General features: G+C 51.5%; 18 protein-coding genes. 7 read left to right on the top strand and 11 right to left on the bottom strand.

The genetic code is table 11. The features are described from left to right. Positions 1-2: 2 nt before the first annotated feature. From rep to efp, 3 genes are read right to left on the bottom strand one after another with little or no spacing between them, the layout of a single operon-like run. A complete protein-coding gene (gene rep, locus P2G88_RS06590) occupies positions 3-2,015 on the bottom strand; it encodes a DNA helicase Rep (RefSeq protein ID WP_275795003.1) in 2,013 nt (670 codons plus the stop codon). A gap of 2 nt (positions 2,016-2,017) precedes the next feature. Then, a complete protein-coding gene (gene epmA / locus P2G88_RS06585; protein ID WP_275795002.1) occupies positions 2,018-2,992 on the bottom strand; it encodes an elongation factor P--(R)-beta-lysine ligase in 975 nt (324 codons plus the stop codon). Positions 2,993-3,047: 55 nt separating this feature from the next. Then, positions 3,048-3,617 (bottom strand): elongation factor P, encoded by a 570-nt coding sequence (gene efp / locus P2G88_RS06580; protein WP_275795001.1) that lies wholly within the window; start codon positions 3,615-3,617, stop codon positions 3,048-3,050. A gap of 30 nt (positions 3,618-3,647) precedes the next feature. Here efp and epmB point away from each other — a divergent pair, with 30 nt between their 5' ends. Beyond that, the gene (gene epmB / locus P2G88_RS06575) at positions 3,648-4,670 is read left to right on the top strand and encodes an EF-P beta-lysylation protein EpmB (RefSeq protein WP_275795078.1); all 1,023 of its coding nucleotides are present in this window, start codon (positions 3,648-3,650) and stop codon (positions 4,668-4,670) included. 43 nt (positions 4,671-4,713) lie between these two features. Here epmB and P2G88_RS06570 read toward each other — a convergent pair whose 3' ends face one another. After that, entirely contained in the window at positions 4,714-4,893 is a 180-nt protein-coding gene (locus tag P2G88_RS06570) for a hypothetical protein (protein WP_275795000.1), read from the bottom strand. Positions 4,894-4,995: 102 nt separating this feature from the next. On the opposite strand from P2G88_RS06570, the gene P2G88_RS06565 reads away from it, so the two are divergent. Next, positions 4,996-5,313, top strand: coding sequence for a hypothetical protein (locus P2G88_RS06565; protein ID WP_275794998.1), 318 nt, complete (start codon positions 4,996-4,998; stop codon positions 5,311-5,313). 78 nt (positions 5,314-5,391) lie between these two features. Beyond that, positions 5,392-5,733: a hypothetical protein gene (locus tag P2G88_RS06560; RefSeq protein ID WP_275794997.1), complete on the top strand. Its 342-nt coding sequence runs from the start codon at positions 5,392-5,394 to the stop codon at positions 5,731-5,733. Between the two features lie 37 nt (positions 5,734-5,770). Here the strand turns inward: P2G88_RS06560 and P2G88_RS06555 are convergent, their stop codons facing one another. Further along, entirely contained in the window at positions 5,771-6,280 is a 510-nt protein-coding gene (locus tag P2G88_RS06555; protein ID WP_275794996.1) for a DUF3016 domain-containing protein, read from the bottom strand. Between the two features lie 197 nt (positions 6,281-6,477). Between P2G88_RS06555 and P2G88_RS06550 the strand changes: the two genes are divergently transcribed. The 4 genes from P2G88_RS06550 to P2G88_RS06535 are packed head-to-tail and all read left to right on the top strand — an operon-like array spanning position 6,478 to position 9,663. Continuing rightward, a complete protein-coding gene (locus tag P2G88_RS06550; protein WP_275794995.1) occupies positions 6,478-7,329 on the top strand; it encodes a MipA/OmpV family protein in 852 nt (283 codons plus the stop codon). Positions 7,330-7,339: 10 nt separating this feature from the next. Continuing rightward, positions 7,340-7,720: a DUF3019 domain-containing protein gene (locus P2G88_RS06545; RefSeq protein ID WP_275794994.1), complete on the top strand. Its 381-nt coding sequence runs from the start codon at positions 7,340-7,342 to the stop codon at positions 7,718-7,720. Beyond that, entirely contained in the window at positions 7,720-8,412 is a 693-nt protein-coding gene (locus tag P2G88_RS06540) for a response regulator (protein ID WP_275794993.1), read from the top strand. The genes P2G88_RS06545 and P2G88_RS06540 overlap by 1 nt, the downstream gene beginning before the upstream one ends. Positions 8,413-8,433: 21 nt before the next feature. Continuing rightward, complete coding sequence (locus P2G88_RS06535) at positions 8,434-9,663, top strand: ATP-binding protein (protein WP_275794992.1); 1,230 nt, start codon at positions 8,434-8,436, stop codon at positions 9,661-9,663. Between the two features lie 32 nt (positions 9,664-9,695). On the opposite strand, the gene purD is transcribed toward P2G88_RS06535, so the two are convergent. From purD to P2G88_RS06505, 6 genes are all read right to left on the bottom strand, one after another. Further along, on the bottom strand, positions 9,696-10,982 hold the full coding sequence (gene purD / locus P2G88_RS06530) for a phosphoribosylamine--glycine ligase (RefSeq protein ID WP_275794991.1): 1,287 nt from the start codon (positions 10,980-10,982) through the stop codon (positions 9,696-9,698). Positions 10,983-11,089: 107 nt separating this feature from the next. Then, positions 11,090-12,697, bottom strand: a complete 1,608-nt coding sequence (purH, locus tag P2G88_RS06525) for a bifunctional phosphoribosylaminoimidazolecarboxamide formyltransferase/IMP cyclohydrolase (RefSeq protein WP_275794990.1) — start codon at positions 12,695-12,697, stop codon at positions 11,090-11,092. An 83-nt stretch (positions 12,698-12,780) separates the two neighbouring features. Continuing rightward, complete coding sequence (fis, locus tag P2G88_RS06520) at positions 12,781-13,074, bottom strand: DNA-binding transcriptional regulator Fis (RefSeq protein WP_275794989.1); 294 nt, start codon at positions 13,072-13,074, stop codon at positions 12,781-12,783. Positions 13,075-13,102: 28 nt separating this feature from the next. Next, a complete protein-coding gene (gene dusB, locus P2G88_RS06515; protein WP_275794987.1) occupies positions 13,103-14,098 on the bottom strand; it encodes a tRNA dihydrouridine synthase DusB in 996 nt (331 codons plus the stop codon). Between the two features lie 206 nt (positions 14,099-14,304). After that, entirely contained in the window at positions 14,305-15,180 is an 876-nt protein-coding gene (gene prmA / locus P2G88_RS06510; protein ID WP_275794986.1) for a 50S ribosomal protein L11 methyltransferase, read from the bottom strand. Positions 15,181-15,280: 100 nt separating this feature from the next. Further along, entirely contained in the window at positions 15,281-16,780 is a 1,500-nt protein-coding gene (locus P2G88_RS06505; RefSeq protein ID WP_275794985.1) for a peptidase S10, read from the bottom strand. Positions 16,781-16,818: the final 38 nt, after the last annotated feature.

Here is a 16,818-nt window from a genome sequence, read left to right as displayed (position 1 = left end):
GCTTACTTCTTAAGCAAACTGCGCAGATTAGCTATCCCCACTTCGCCTTTTTTCTGTCTGACTTCGGCGCTGTCCTTCACTTTTTTATGCTCCCACACAAGATCGTCCTGGGGTAATTCATGCAGGAAACGGCTGGGTTCAGGATTCATTACCTCACCATACTGCCTGCGTTCTTTGGCGAGTGTGAAAATCAACTCACGCTGGGCCCGGGTAATACCAACATAAGCCAGACGGCGCTCTTCTTCGATGTTGTCTTCGTCTATGCTGCTCTGATGAGGCAATAAGCCCTCTTCCATGCCCACCATAAACACATAGGGAAATTCCAGGCCTTTGGACGCATGCAGCGTCATTAGCTGTACCTGGTCGCTATCGTCGCCGTCTTCACCACGCTCCATCATATCTCTTAAGATCAAGCGGTTGACCACTTCCTGCAAGGTCATGGGGGGATCCAGTTCATTGCCCTCGAGCATATCCTGGATCCAGCGAAACAGGGTGCTGATATTGCCCATGGCCATCTCTGCTGCTTTGGGGCTGGCACTGGTCTCATACAGCCACTCTTCGTAACCCATAGACTTAATCATTTCGCGGATACTTTGCACTGTGTCGCCGCGCACGGCATTGTCAGACAGCTCAACCAACCAGCGTGAGAAACCCTGCACTGCTTCCAAGGCTTTCCCCGACAATACGTTGTGTAATTGGGCATGGCAGGCTGCGGCAAACAGGGACTCATGCAATTCATTGGCAAAGTTGCCCAGTTTTTCCAGGGTGGCACGGCCAATGCCCCGACTTGGGGTATTGATCACACGCAGTAGCGCGTTGTCATCATCCTGATTCACCAGCAAACGCAGGTAAGCCATGATGTCCTTGACTTCGGTGCGTCCGAAGAAGGACATGCCCCCGCTGATTTTGTAGGGAATACGGTTGCTGGTCAGCACTTTTTCAAACAATCTGGATTGATGGTTACCGCGATACAAAATGGCGTAATCGCGGTGCTGGGTGCCGTTCATAAACTTATGGGCCATTAGCTCGGCCACCACCCGCTCTGCCTCATGCTCTTCATTTTTGGCCATCAGGATCTTTAACGGCTCGCCGTAGCCCAACTCAGAGAAAAGCTTTTTCTCAAATACGTGAGGGTTATTTTGGATGAGGATGTTGGCGCTATGCAGTATACGACCTGACGAGCGGTAATTTTGCTCCAGTTTGACTACCCGAAGCCCCGGGAAGTCTTCTTTGAGTAGCACCAGGTTTTGCGGTCTGGCGCCACGCCAGGAGTAGATGGACTGATCGTCATCTCCAACCACGGTAAAACGTGCACGTTCGCCGACCAAGAGCTTGACCAGCTCATACTGACTGGTGTTGGTATCCTGGTATTCATCGACCAGTAGGTAACGGATTTTGTTTTGCCACTTCTGCCTGACTTCTTCTTTGTGGCGCAACAGCAGGGTGGGTAGCAGAATAAGATCGTCAAAATCCAGGGCGTTATAGGCGCGAAGATGTTCCTGGTATCGTTTGTAGTATTCGGCAAATTCTTTTTCGCCGGCGGATCCCGCCTGACGGGCCAGTTGTTCCGGCAGGATCAGATCATTCTTCCAGTTGGAGATGCAGCTTTGCAGTAAGGCCAACTGGTCCTTGTCGCCATCCAAACTGTGTGCAGTCAAATCTTTGAGCAACGCCATGCTGTCCTTGTCATCGAACAGGGAAAAGCCGGGTTTGAAGCCCAGGGTTTTGACCTCCGACTTGATGATATTCAGCCCCAGCGTGTGGAAAGTGGATACCTTGAGGCCGCGCGCCTCTTGCTTCCCAAGGGTCTGCGCCACTCGTTCTTTCATCTCTCGGGCGGCTTTATTGGTAAAGGTCACGGCAGCAATATAGCGTGCCGGCATATCGCATTCGCGCACCAAATAAGCAATTTTATTGGTGATGACGCGGGTTTTGCCACTTCCGGCACCGGCAAGCACCAGGCAGGGACCAGAGATATAGGTTACGGCTTCATTCTGTGCCTGATTCAGTTTCATGTTTAGGCGTTATCCACCGAAAAACTTAATACATCTTTAATCTGCTCGGCGTCCATGGCCAGCATCATCAGTCGATCAACGCCCACCGCCACGCCAGCACAAGGTGGAAGGCCAGCTTCAAGCGCTGCCAGCAAATAGGGATCAATAGGTCTGGGAGGGCGACCTGCGGCAATTCGCTTTTGGTTATCTCTCTCGAACCTGGCCTTTTGTTCAGTGGGATCATCCAACTCATGAAAACCGTTGGCCAGTTCCAGCTGTTTAAAGTACAGCTCAAAACGCTGTGCTACCCGGGGATCTTCAGGATTCAGCTTCGCCAGGGAAGCCTGACTGGCCGGAAAGTCATAGACGAAGCAGGGGGCCTCTGCACCGATATGTGGCTCCACCCCATCACAGAAAAGTAGCTGTAGCAGGGTGTCGCAGTCATTTTCATTGGCTGCCAGTTCGCCATGGCCAAGCTGGATTGCGGCGTTTCTTAGCATACTGAGATCGGCGATGAGCGGATCTAACCCCAGATGCTGAATAAAGGCCTGCTGATAAGTGATTTGGGTGGCAGGCCCGCAGTGCAGTAACTGTTGCACCAGTTCATCCAGTTCCTGCATCAGGGCAAAGTGGTCAAAGCCAGGACGGTACCATTCCAGCATAGTGAATTCTGGATTATGAAAACGTCCTGCTTCTTCGTTTCGATAGGCTTTGGCCAACTGATAGATAGCACCGCTGCCGGCGGCAAGCAGTCGCTTCATGGCGTATTCCGGAGAGGTTTGCAGATAAAGGATCTTGCCATTGGCCGCGCCTGGTCCGATAAATTCGGTGCTAAAGCAATGCAGATGCTCATCGGTTACCGTGGCTTGGGAGAGTGCCGGCGTTTCCACTTCCATCACATTGCGTTCAGCAAAAAAACGACGAATGTCGGCCAGAAGCTGTGCCCTTCGGCGCAGATTATCGATGGATGCTGTTGGTTGCCAATTGAGAGAGTTCATAAATTACCGGGATAAAAAAAGCCCACCGAGGTGGGCTTTTAGGATTAAAACGCCCTTACTTCTGCACGCGGGAAACGTATTCGCCGCTACGGGTATCGACTTTAATCACTTCACCTTGCTGAACGAACAAGGGTACACGTACTACTGCACCAGTGCTCAGGGTTGCTGGCTTACCACCAGTACCCGCGGTGTCACCTTTAACGCCTGGATCAGTTTCTACGATTTCCAGCTCAACAAAGTTAGGTGGGGTCACGGTGATCGGGGCACCGTTCCACAGTGTGAGAATAACCACATCATTCTCGGCCAGCCATTTGGCGTTGTCACCCACCGCAGCTTTATCAGCAGCAAGCTGTTCGAAGCTGGTATTGTTCATGAAATGCCAAAACTCACCATCGTTATAGAGGTAAGCCATTTCCAGATCCATTACATCGGCGCCTTCAACGGTGTCACCTGATTTGAAGGTTTTCTCCAGCACTTTGCCGGAAATCAGCTTGCGGATCTTAACGCGGTTAAAGGCCTGTCCCTTACCTGGCTTGACGTATTCGTTTTCCAATACGTTGCAGGGCTCGCCGTCCAGCATGATTTTTAGTCCAGCTTTAAATTCGTTTGTGCTGTAAAATGCCATCTTTTCCTCGTTCGAACTATGAGCACAGTATTGGCGCAGATGATACCTAAAATAATCGATCCTGTAGAGACTTCATGGCAAAAAGAATTGGCCGAAGTCTTCACCGATCCTGCGGTTTTTTTACAGTATCTGGGCTTTGACCCCGTTGAATTTGCTGCCGACATTCAGGCCCGGCGTCTGTTTCCTATGAGGGTACCTCGCCCCTTTGCCGCACGCATGGTCAAGGGGGACAGAAATGACCCTCTGTTCCGCCAGGTGTTTACTGCCACAGAGGAATTTCTAGCCGCACCGGGCTTTAGCACGGACCCTCTGGAAGAGCAGGAAAGCGCCGTACCAGGGGTACTGCACAAGTACCAGAGCCGCGTTTTAATGATTGTGCGTGGGGGGTGCGCAGTCAATTGCCGTTATTGCTTCCGCCGTCATTTTCCTTATGGCGACAATACCCCCTCCAGGGCCGGTTGGCAGCAGGCATTGGACTATATTGCCGCTGACGAGAGAATCGATGAAGTGATTTATTCTGGTGGAGATCCTCTGATGGCCAAGGATGAATTCTTGGCCTGGTTAACCCGCTCGATAGAAGCCATTCCTCATGTACGTCGTGTCCGGATTCATACCCGCTTGCCGGTAGTTATCCCAACCCGGATTACCGACGAATTGCTGGATTGGTTTACCACTAGTCGCTTGAAACCGGTGATGGTCGTACATATCAATCACGCCAAGGAGATAGACGAGCAAGTGAAGGCGGCCATGCACAAGCTTAGGCAAGCGGGAGTGACTTTGCTTAATCAGGCTGTGTTGCTAAGGGGTATCAACGATACTGCTGAAGATCAGGTAGCGTTGTCAGAAGCGCTGTTCAATGCCGGTGTTCTGCCCTATTACCTGCATCTTTTAGATAAGGTTCGGGGAGCGGCACATTTTGAAGTATTGGAATCGGAAGCCAGAGAAATCATGGCCGAGGTGATAAGACACTTGCCGGGTTATCTGGTGCCTAAGCTCGTCAGAGAGATTGGCAACCAACCCGGCAAAACACCGATTGACTTGCATCTTCCTTGATCGGAGTGTCTCTGGCTTCGGGTCTATCGAAGGCCGACATCCATCAAGCGTAGGTATCAATATTGGCACCCAGATTTAAACTTGCCGGCGCGGGTGCTGCTCCAGCCGCCGATTCCAACAATTGCATGGCTTGCTGAGCAACCATTTCTTGTTGGTTGTTTGCGAGTTTGGCTGCCAACACTTCTGTGGCAAAACTGGTGCTACTGGCGCTGTTGAGTTCCATAGCATTACCTCGTTGTGACAAGTAGGTTAAAAGGGCAAAATACCCCTCCTCATCAGGGTATCGACCCAAATTGAAAATACTTTAGAGATTTTTTTATTTTTTATGCAGAACAGTATTCTCGAGAAGCTCAAAGAAAACACCCAGGTTATCTATCGTAAAGCATTGGATGCCGATCAGACCTTGGGGCGCTTGCATCAGGCTGGGCAGGGCAAATTTGTGCAAATTTTTCCGCAGGACGCCGGGTTCAGTGTGACCAGTAAACGGTTCCAGCCTTACGTGGAAGAATTGGCCAAGGACATTGCTGAGTTAGAATCTTTGAATGAGCAGGGCCCTTTTGAAACCAAGCTGGCCGTTGTGGTTCAGAAAATGGAGCAGCTCTTTTCCACCCTGTCTCGATTTAAGGAAAGCTTGAGAGAATAAGGGCTTGGCCTGTCACCGCCGGTTTGTGTTTTAGAGACCTTGCACCATAATTATCTTGTTATGTAACGAGGTAAGCGTATGGCAGTGATATCCACCACCCAGGCGCTGAACAATGGGATCAGTCGCCAAATAGCAGGTGGTTCCACCGAGTCCACCAGTAATGCGTTTGGTATCGGGGCGGCGAATCAGGAGCCGGTCCAATTATCGCCCGAAGCGGTGGTATTGCAACGCGCCGAGCAGGGCCGCGTTGAAAACCGTCTGCAAGTGCCTTCGGAAAATCCGACGCGGGCAGAGGAAGAAGAAACTCAGGAGAATGAATCCGTAAGGGTCTCTACCAGTTTGGGTCAATCAGCCCAAAGTGGGGGATTGACGGCTGAAAAGGCAACGGCCTTATACAGAAGTATTGAACGCATGCTATAAAAAACCGCAGTTAAACTGCGGTTTTTTCGTTATGGAGTTACTTTTGCTCAAAGGTTTCCTGGAACCATTCCCTTAGCATGTTCTTTTCATATCGCAGGCTTTCAGAGTCAAACAGTGGATTGTGCTTGTCCTGAAATGACATATCTTTTAAATCCACGGTTTCTTCTTTGATGATGTTGCCACTGTTATCCAATAACTTGTAATCAAAGCGCATCCTCGGAATATCAATGCGCTTGATCAGGCGCACATCAGAAGCACTGTTTAAACCCACAAAGCTGCCAGGCCATACCTGACCTGCCAAATCCAGGTCGGTGACATTCATCAGTAACTTTTGACCTTCAGGCAGGGATCCCATCAGTTTTTCCATATACTTTTTAATGTCTTCAAAAGTACGCTCGCGAAAGCGCTGACGTGACTCATTGGAAGGACGCACGTCAGTAAACTTTTCCGGTTCAATCCAGTTGATTTCCACTCGGGACACCGTTTGCACTGCCCATGAGACAGCCACAAACAGTCCCGTTAATAAGAAGGCAAGCACTCGTTTCATCTGCTCTCTCCACCAAGCAATTGATTTACAACTTAAGTCTATCCGTCAGAGCTGAATTTATCCTGAATTTTATTAAGATACAAAAATGGTCAAAGCCGCCACAATCTGCGCCCATTTGTGAAGAATTGTAATCCTTGGATGAGTGTGTTGAGCGGCTCTGATACGCTATACGTAACTTCGTTATATGCCATAGGGTTATGAGTAAGATTTCGCGAGCCTTGCTGTTATCGCTGCTAGCGCTGTATGGCCAACTGTCATTGGCCTGTGAGCGCGACGGCACTTGCCTGGAGCCGCGCCAATGGCATATCGCCGTGGCTCTCGGTGCCGGTGTGCGCACAAATCCGCTGGTGGATGGTGATCTTATCCCTTTGGTGATCCTGCCGGATTTCGCCTGGTACGGTGATGCCTTCTACCTGGACAATGATGAAGTGGGCTATCAATGGCTCCCCTCTTCGTCTTTGGCGCTGGAAACCTTTGTCAGCCTCAATAAAGAAGCAACATTCTTCGAATTTGGACACCCGAGCAACTTCCTGTTTGGTGATAGCCTCGCCGGTGTCAGCATGATAGGGCCTCAGGAGGAAGGGGAAAGAACTGTTTCCATTGATGAAATCGCCAAACGGCGATGGGCAGTAGATGCAGGCCTGCGATTTCATGTTTACGCGCAAAACAGCGAATGGACTTTGGCGCTAAAGACCGATATCAGTGGTGTACATGAAGGGCATCAAGCGGAGCTTGGATATAGATACACCATGATGTTGGAGGAATGGACGCTGCGTTTGGCGCCATCGTTGGTATGGAAGAGTGAGTCCTTGGTCGATTATTATTACGGTTTGGACGACAGGGATGCAGTCGCTCCCTCACTCCGCTACGAGGCCAGTTCAGGTTGGCAGCCTGGTTTTTCAATCGCTGGCAGCAAACCTTTGTCAGAAGACTGGTTATTCCTGTTTAAAGCCGCTGTTACCAAGTTGCATAGTGGCATGACAAATAGTCCAATGGTTGAGTCTGATTGGGTGCATACTGCTTTTGTTGGTGCCGCCTATACCTTCTAGGGAGTTGTGTTTGAAGCGAAAGGATCTTTTTGCCTTGCTGATCCTGTGGATATCCGCTGGCGGGAGTCCTATTGCCGTTGCTCAGGAGAGGGCATGGGCGCTAAAGCCCACAGTCTGCGTGGTTGAACGTTTAGGTGAAGTCTGTGAGTTGCCTCTGAACATCGAGCTTTTTGGTGTTTTCCCGGCTCAGGCTTGCCTGTTTTTGCAGAGTACCGAATTGGCCTGTTGGTCTCCCATACCCTCCCAAATCAGCGTTGTGGTTGAATATAATGAGCCGGCTGAGATCAGCCTTCGGGATCCCCTGGATTTGCCGATACTGAGCAGCCACCTTGACATCAAAGCCCTCATTCCGGTGCGTCGCCGGGTTCGAGCCCCCTGGAGCCTATTCTGATGACAAAGGTTTTTCTGGTTGAAGATGATGAGCGTCTCAGTCAGTTGACAGCAGACTTTTTGCGTACACAGCAACTGGAAGTGAAAACGTTTGTCGATGGTTCCGGGCTGCTGGAACAAGTAAAACTGCATCAGCCGGATGTTATCCTGCTTGATGTAATGCTACCTGGCAGTGATGGATTCACCTTATGCCGGGCGCTCCGTCAAAGTTATCAGGGCCCAATCCTTTTCTTGACCGCCAGGGACACCAATTTTGATCAGGTACTAGGATTAGAACTTGGCGCCGATGATTATGTGATTAAGCCGGTAGAACCCAGAGTATTGCTGGCCCGCATTCATGCTTTGTTGCGCCGTGCCAAACCGACAAACACCAAGACACAACACAGATTGCATTTCGGCCGGTTGAGCATTGACAGCAACTCACGACAAGTGATGCTGGGGCAGGAACAGATCCCTCTGACCAGCCATGAATTCGACCTGCTATGGATGCTGGCAGAGAACGCTTCGCAGTTAGTCGACAGAGAACGTATCTACAAGGAACTGATTGGTCGCGAATATGATGGGCTGGACAGGTCTGCCGATGTACGGATTTCCAGGCTACGCAAGAAATTACAGGACAATCAGCAAAACCCACAGCGCATAAAAACTATCTGGGGTAAGGGATTTTTCTTTGTAGCTGATGCCTGGGAATAGTGCGTAAGGAGCGGCCCTAACTTGGCGCGATTATTTATCAGCTTCTATCTGTTTATCGTCCTGTCTTTGGTAGGGCTGGCTGCAATCTTGGATGAGCTGTTACTGGAGCCGGAGGCCCGCTCGGATCCCTGGATGCTGGCCAGTGCACATTTAATCCGCCCGCATCTGAATGACCAACAAGCATTAACAGAAAGGTTGAGGCAATCCGGGCTTAAAGCCCAGTGGTTGAAGAAGGGCAGTATTGCCTGGCCGGCATCTTTACAACGAGAGCTTGAGGCAGGTGAACCTGTCGCCTTGTTTGATCAAAGTGAGGGACAGCAACTCTTTCTGCGTGGGCAGGATGGCAGGCTGTTGCAGGTCTCTGTTCGGGATTACAGCCCAGGCATCAATCTGTGGCTATACAGCAGCCTGTTCTTCGCATCACTTGCTGTATTGCTGTCCCTTTGGATTTGGCCGATGTGGCGAGACCTTTCAAAACTCAGAAATGCTGCCAATTCCCTTCGAGATGACGGTACCTTGCCGCAGTTGCAAATAGGCCCTACCTCAACCCTTTATGGGATTGCACAGTCATTTAACCAATTGAGCACACAGATAAAGCAGCTGATTCATAGTCAACGAGAGCTAACCGGTGCAGTCGCCCACGAGTTACGCACGCCTTTATCCCGACTTAAATTTGCTCTGGCTGTACAACCTCAACCCGGCTCTGAACCTTGGCAGGGAATGGGTCGTGATGTGGGAGAGCTTGAGCGCTTGGTGCAGGAAATGCTGGATTACACCAGTATGGAAACTATCGCGCCTGAGATGGATTATTCTCAACTTCCACTGGCTGAGTTGATTGCGGACTTGTCTGAAAAAATGCGGGCCAATTGCCCGGAAGGGATCCATATTGAGCATCAGGTGCCAGAGATGGAGCTGTTGGCTGACGGACATTTTGTGCAGCGAGCCTTACAGAATATTGTGCAAAATGCGCTGCGCTATGCCAAGACCAGGGTTGAGGTCTCGACCCGTATTGAGAGCAGCAATCTGGACATCATGATTGATGATGACGGGCCTGGCGTCGCCGAAGCGGACAGACAAAAGATCTTTGAGCCCTTTTTCCGACCTGATCACAGTCGCGACAGAAAGCGCGGTGGTGCCGGGTTGGGATTAGCCATCGTTCGGCGCATCCAGCAGTGGCACGGCGGAAGCTGTTGGGTGGAAACCTCACCACTTGGTGGTGCGAGATTTGTATTGCGTTACCCGATGCAATAAAAAACGGCTCCCCCGGGAGCCGTTTTGCAAGGTTACTGCTTCTCTCTGGCAATTGCGCGCCAGCCGATATCATTACGATAGAAAAGATCCTCACACTGCACCCGCTTAGCCAGGGCATAAGCTCGCTGTTGTGCTTCGTCTACCGATTTGCCCAATGCGGTTGCACATAGCACGCGGCCACCGTTGGTCAGCACTTTCCCTGCTTCTTCGCGGGTACCTGCATGGAAGATCTTAGCCTCGTCTGTATCCAGGCCGGTTAAGCCTTCGATCTCAACACCTTTGGCATAGCTGCCGGGGTAGCCTTTAGCTGCCAGCACGACGCCCAGGGCGGCACGGGAATCAAAGGCGATATCCGTCTTGTCCAACGCACCATCCAGGGCGGCATTGCACAAGGTCACCAAATCCGATTGCAGACGCAACATAATGGGTTGGGTTTCGGGATCGCCAAAACGGCAATTGTATTCAATTACCTTGGGCGTACCATCTGCCATGATCATCAGGCCTGCATACAAAAAGCCAACATAGGGGTGCCCCTCTTTGGCCATACCTTCGACAGTCGGGTAGATAACCTCGTACATGACCCGCTGATGGATGTGGTCGGTTACTACTGGGGCAGGTGAGTAAGCACCCATACCGCCGGTGTTGGGACCGGTATCTTTGTCGCCTACGCGCTTGTGATCCTGACTGGTAGCAAAAGGCAGCACGTTTTTGCCATCCACCATGACGATAAAGCTGGCTTCTTCGCCATCCAGAAACTCTTCGATGACTACGCGGCTGCCAGCCTCGCCAAAAGCATTACCTGAGAGCATGTCGCGGATGGCTTCTTCGGCTTCGCTTAGTTGCATGGCCACAATCACGCCTTTACCAGCGGCCAGACCATCAGCCTTGATCACTATAGGTGCGCCTTTCTCACGCACATAGGCGAGGGCATCATCCACCTGGCTGAAGGTTTGATACTCGGCTGTGGGGATCTGGTGGCGGGCCAGAAAATCTTTGGTAAAGGCTTTGGAGCCTTCCAGTTGCGCAGCGGCTTGGCTTGGCCCGAAGATGCGCAGGCCAGCGGCCTGAAACTTATCCACTACGCCTAGTACCAGAGGCGCTTCTGGACCGACGATGGTCAGGTCAATTTGCTGGTCCTTGGCAAAGGCTAGCAGTGCGCTCACATCTTCAGCACCGATGGTGACATTTTCAAGCTTGGGCTCAAGCGCTGTGCCTGCATTACCTGGGGCCACATAGACTTTTTCTACTTGTTCAGACTGTGCCGCTTTCCAGGCCAGGGCATGCTCACGACCGCCGCCACCAATAATCAGTATTTTCATCTGCTTACCTTCTAATTCTTTTCACCACTGAGTCACAGAGGACACGGAGATTTTCTAAATAGAAATGCCTTTCTGTGCGCTCTGTGTCTCTGTGGTTCAATCAATTATCAATGACGGAAATGACGCATCCCGGTAAAGACCATGGTCATGCCATGTTCATCGGCGGCGGCGATCACTTCCTCATCGCGCATCGAGCCACCGGGCTGGATCACAGCTTTGATACCGGCCGCTGCAGCTGCATCGATACCGTCACGGAAGGGGAAGAAGGCATCAGATGCCATCACCGAACCCGCTACTTCCAGGTTTTCGTCGGCGGCTTTGATGCCGGCAATTTTTGCAGAGTACACACGGCTCATCTGGCCTGCGCCAACGCCGATGGTCATGCCGTCTTTACAATAGACGATGGCATTGGATTTGACATATTTTGCCACTTTCCAGGCGAATAACAGGTCATTCAGTTCCTGCTCACTGGGCTGACGCTTGGACACTACTTTCAGGTCGTCCATCTCGACCATGCCGAAATCGCGCTCTTGCACCAGCAGACCACCGTTGACGCGTTTCAGGTCAAACTCATCGGTGAGCTGGCCCTGCCAGTCGCCACATTCCAGCAATCTAATGTTTTGCTTGGCGCTAACGGCCTGAATGGCTTCCTCAGAAATACTGGGGGCGATAATCACTTCGACAAACTGGCGCTCCACAATGGCTTTGGCGGTGGCACCGTCCAGTTCACGGTTAAAGGCAATAATGCCACCAAAAGCCGAGGTAGGGTCAGTGGTATAGGCGCGGTTGTAGGCTTCCAGAATATTGTCGCCCAAGGCCACGCCGCAAGGGTTGGCGTGCTTAACAATCACGCAGGCCGGCTGATCGAATTCTTTGACACATTCCAGCGCCGCATCGGTATCGGCAATATTGTTGTAGGACAGGGCCTTGCCTTGCAGCTGACGGGCAGTGGCAACGGATGCCTCGGCAACATCGCTTTCAACATAGAAGGCGGCGGCCTGATGGCTGTTCTCACCGTAGCGCAGATCCTGCTGCTTGATAAATTGCATATTAATGGTGCGGGGGAATTGCGAGGCTTGTGCTTCTTCTTCGCCAGCAACGTCTTGTGTGTTGTAGGCGGGTAACATTTGGCCAAAATAGTTAGCAATCATGCCATCGTATTGAGCGGTATGTTCAAAAGCAGCAATAGCCAAATCGAAACGGGTCTGCTGGCTCAGACTGCCGCCATTGTCCTGCATCTCTTCCAGCACCCTGACATAGTCGTGGGCGTTAACGATAATAGTGACGTCGTTATGATTTTTGGCCGCTGCGCGCACCATGGTGGGACCGCCAATATCGATATTTTCAATGGCGTCTTCCAGAGTGCAGTCTTCTTTTTCAACTGTCTTGGCAAAGGGGTATAGATTCACCACTACCATGTCGATAGGGGCAATACCGTGCTTCTCCATCACATCTTGATCTTGATCCCGTCTGCCTAAAATACCGCCGTGGATCTTGGGATGCAGGGTCTTGACCCTACCATCCATAATTTCAGGGAAACCAGTATGCTCAGAGACTTCTTTTACCGGCAGCCCGGCACCAGCCAGCAACTTGGCCGTACCACCGGTAGAGAGCAGTTCGATGTCCATGGCGACCAAGGCCTGAGCGAATTCGACGATACCTGTCTTATCTGAAACGCTCAAAAGAGCGCGGCGAATAGGTTTTGGGTTTTCCATTTAAGGATCCTCGGAATCAGTTTTAACAGTCTGAGAAAGCGAAAAGAGCACCCATTGGTGCTCTTTTTTGCAGGCGTATCGCCTTAGTTCATGCCGTACTGCTTCAGCTTCTTGCGCAGCGTACCGCGGTTGATGCCCATCATGATGGCGGCGCGGGTCTGGTTGCCACGGGTGAAGGTCATGATTTCCTCCAGCAGTGGCGCTTCCACTTCGGCCAATACCAGATCATACAGATTATCGATGTTCGTGTTGTCCAGCTGCTTCAAGTACTTGTTAACAGCCTGTTTAACGGTGTCGCGCAAAGGCTTTTGCGCCTGAGTCTGAGAAGGAGTGGTCACCGTTGTGGTAAAAGGAGAAGTCACGTTTTGATCGAACATATACTATCTTGCTCTTTGGTTGATGATACTAGGCGACTGCGTCGGCATCGTTTGCCATCGCGGTCAACGTTTCAAAATACTGTTCCAAGGCCTCGATTTGCGCACTGGCGTCTTCGATACCGTTGAAATGTGCACGGAAAAGACGTTCCTGGTCATGTTCCGCCAAATACCAACCCACATGCTTGCGGGCGATACGACTACCCATAAAGTCACCATAAAACTGGTGAACATTGCTGACATGCTCGAGCAAAATTTGCCGAACTTCTGTCAACGCCGGCGCGGGTAGCAATTCGCCGGTTTTTAAAAAGTGCTCCACTTCCCTGAATATCCATGGCCGTCCTTGTGCCCCGCGGCCGATCATAATCGCGTCCGCACCGGTAAACTCCAGTACCTGTTTGGCTTTGTACACATCCGTGATGTCGCCATTGGCCACCACTGGAATGGAAATCGCCTCTTTGATCTGTCTGATGGTGTGGTATTCCGCCTCACCCTTGTACATGCAGGCGCGTGTCCTGCCATGCACTGCTAACGAACAGATCCCATTGGCTTCAGCAATCTTGGCGATATCGACACCGTTACGATTGTCTTGGTTCCATCCTGTCCTGATTTTTAAAGTGACGGGAACCTGCACTGCCTTAACTACCGCCTTAACGATAGCCTCCACCAAATCCGGGTATTGCAGCAGTGCTGAGCCAGCCAGCTTTTTATTTACCTTCTTTGCTGGGCAACCCATGTTGATATCGATGATTTGGGCACCGTTCTCCACATTGTGGATTGCGGCCCTGGCCATCATATCGGGGTCGGCCCCGGCGATTTGTACCGATATCAAACCGGATTCGCCGCTGTGATCCATGCGATGGCGAGATTTTTCCGACTCCCAGACTTCCGGGTTAGCCGACAGCATCTCTGACACCACCAGACCTGCGCCCATGCGTTTGCACAGTTTCCTGAAAGGCCTGTCTGTCACACCAGCCATAGGGGCTAGCATCAGATTGTTTTCAAGCCTGTAGGGACCGATTTGCATACTACCGCGTGCGCCATCTAACACAGTGCTGTTGCACAAAAAGTGTTCAGCCTGCTCAAAAGGGCGCTAAGTTTAAGGGTTTTTTGCTGGGTTGAAAAGGCTAGAAATTAAACAAAATATGTGTTTTTTCGTCGCTTGGCTATTGACAGGCCCAAGATGATGGCAGCCTTGTCAGTAAAGGCCGCCAACCATACGCAAGGTCTCGGTTATTGGCGACGGATACCACTTAACCTGGCCCAGTCACCTTCAATGGCGATAGCATCCATATCGAAGTCTTGTCCGTACAAGGCCTGAAGCTCCTGTGCTTGCTCCGCCAGAATGCCGGATAAGGCCAGGCGACCACCTGGCTTGCAGTAGTCGGTGATGACCTCTCGAAGCTCTCGTAAGGGACCGGCCAGGATATTGGCGACTACTACGTCGGCACGCAATGTCGGCTGCTCAGCCGGCAGATAGAGTTCGATTTGCTCACCTACGCCGTTTCGATCGGCATTGTCCTGACTGGCTTGAATCGCCTGCGGGTCAATATCAATACCTACCACCCGCTTGGCGCCAAGCTTGAGGGCGGCAATGCCAAGAATGCCGGAGCCACAGCCAAAATCCACTACCAGACTGTCGGTCAGATCCAGCCCATCCAACCAACGCAAACAAAGTGCGGTGGTGGGATGCGTGCCGGTACCAAAAGCCAGGCCTGGGTCAAGCATTACATTAACCGCTTTGGGATCGGGCACATCGCGCCAACTGGGACAGATCCAAAGACGCTTGCCAAATTGCATCGGATGGAAGTTATCCATCCACTCCCGCTCCCAGTCCTTGTCTTCGAGCTGATCCAACTTAATCAAACTGCCGGCCGGCAGATGAGGGCGGATATCAGCCATCATCGGCAGCATGTCTTCACTGGCGTCAAACAGGCCAATCACCAGCGTATCCGGCCACAACTGTACTTCGCCGGGTTTGGGCTCATACCAGGGGGTGTCCTTGGCATCCACAAAAGTCACTGCTTGGGCGCCTACATCTGATAACAGGTCACCGAGACGCTCCGCTTCGGCGGCGTTGGTATTAATTTTGAGTTGGATCCAAGCCATGTTTTGCTCCCCCGGTCTGAAAAGTGGCGAGAGTATAAAGCCTGCTGGATTGAAAAACCAAAAAAGGCCGTTTACCGGCCTTTTTTATGTTGATTGCACCTCAGGGGCGTAAAAAATCCCGGATATCCTTCACCAGTGCCTCAAAGGAGGGCTGGTGGATATACATCATATGGCCCGCCTCATAGTACTTCATGGTCACCCGCGACAGGTCGATGCCGTGATGATTCATAGAATGCTCGGTGGCAAAGAAAGGGGTGGCCAGGTCGTAGTAGCCATTGGCAACGAATACGCGCAGATCTTTGTTTTGGCGCATGCCTTTGGCCACAAAGGGGGTAACGTTTAAGAAGCCCTGGCTTCTGGCAGAGCTGCCATATAGCCAATTCCAATTGCTGAATACCTCGCCGCTGAGAATATGGTAAGACGCTTCACGCTTGACCCCCAGCTCGCTGGCGAAGTAGTGGTTGATGGCGGCGGTATAGGCACCGTCAATGGCATAGGAAGAGGGGTCAGCCTCAAAGCGTTCGGTAACGATACTGGCATCTTCGCCTAGGTAACGGCTGTCCAGACGGCCCACCACTTTGCCCTGATCACGCAACAACTCCTTCATAAAGCGGAATTCATTGATGCGCAGGTCAGTTTGCTCCAGGTATTTGGTTTTCAGACCGGTGAATTGATGGAGTTTTTCAATAACAGCCTGACGCTCCGCATCCGTTGCTAAGGCGCCTTTGAGCAGCACGGTGGCATATTCGCCAAGGGCGAAATCCCTGACATCGCGAATAAAGCTGGGTAGATCTGACCATTGGCCTTTGTTCGGCAGCGCATTATGGTACCAGGCCGTTGCGGCGTAGGTGGGCAGGAAGGTCACATAAGGCAGGTCGTTGCCATCGGTGAAATCACCGGTTTGAAAATCAAGAATAGAGGAGATCAGCATAATGCCGTTCAGGTCGATAGAGCCCCAGCCTTCCTGTAATTCCTTTACCAACACGCCGGCACGGGTGGTGCCATAGCTTTCACCGGCCAGATACTTTGGTGAATTCCAGCGGTTGTGGGTGGCGATATAGACACGGATAAACTCTGCAAGAGATTCGCCGTCTTCTTTTACTCCCCAGAATTCTTTGCCTTTATGTTCGCCCAGCGGCTTGGAAAAGCCGGTTCCAACGGGATCGATAAACACCAGGTCGGCCATATCTAAAATACTCAGGCCATTGGTTTCAAGTAAGTAGGGAGCGGCCCCCACCCTTTCGGCGTCACTTGGCAGCACCACGCGCTTGGGACCAAACAACCCCATATGCAGCCACACTGAAGATGAACCAGGGCCACCGTTAAATACAAAAATTAGCGGGCGCTCGCTATTCTTTTCATCCAAGCGGGTATAGGCGGTGCTGAATATGCTGGCAGTGGGATTGCCGTCCTTATCCTTTATATAAGTGTCCGCTGCTTCTACCTGGTAACGAATATTCTGGCCTTGGATACGGACCTTATGCTCGCTGATATGAACCTGAGGCTCGGCAATGGGCGCCGCTTCTTTGTCTTTTTCCGCCGCCTGTGCGGGTAAGGTCAGTAACAGCACTAAAAAGGGTGCTAAGTATTTGAGCTGCATAAAACTTTCCAATTTGCCAAAAGACTTAAGCCTAAAAG

Origin of the sequence: Aliiglaciecola sp. CAU 1673, assembly GCF_029223185.1 — a bacterium.
Lineage (GTDB): Bacteria > Pseudomonadota > Gammaproteobacteria > Enterobacterales > Alteromonadaceae > Bowmanella.
The sequence above is the reverse complement of the archived record's forward strand: the minus strand, read 5'-3'. Positions and strand labels throughout refer to the sequence as shown.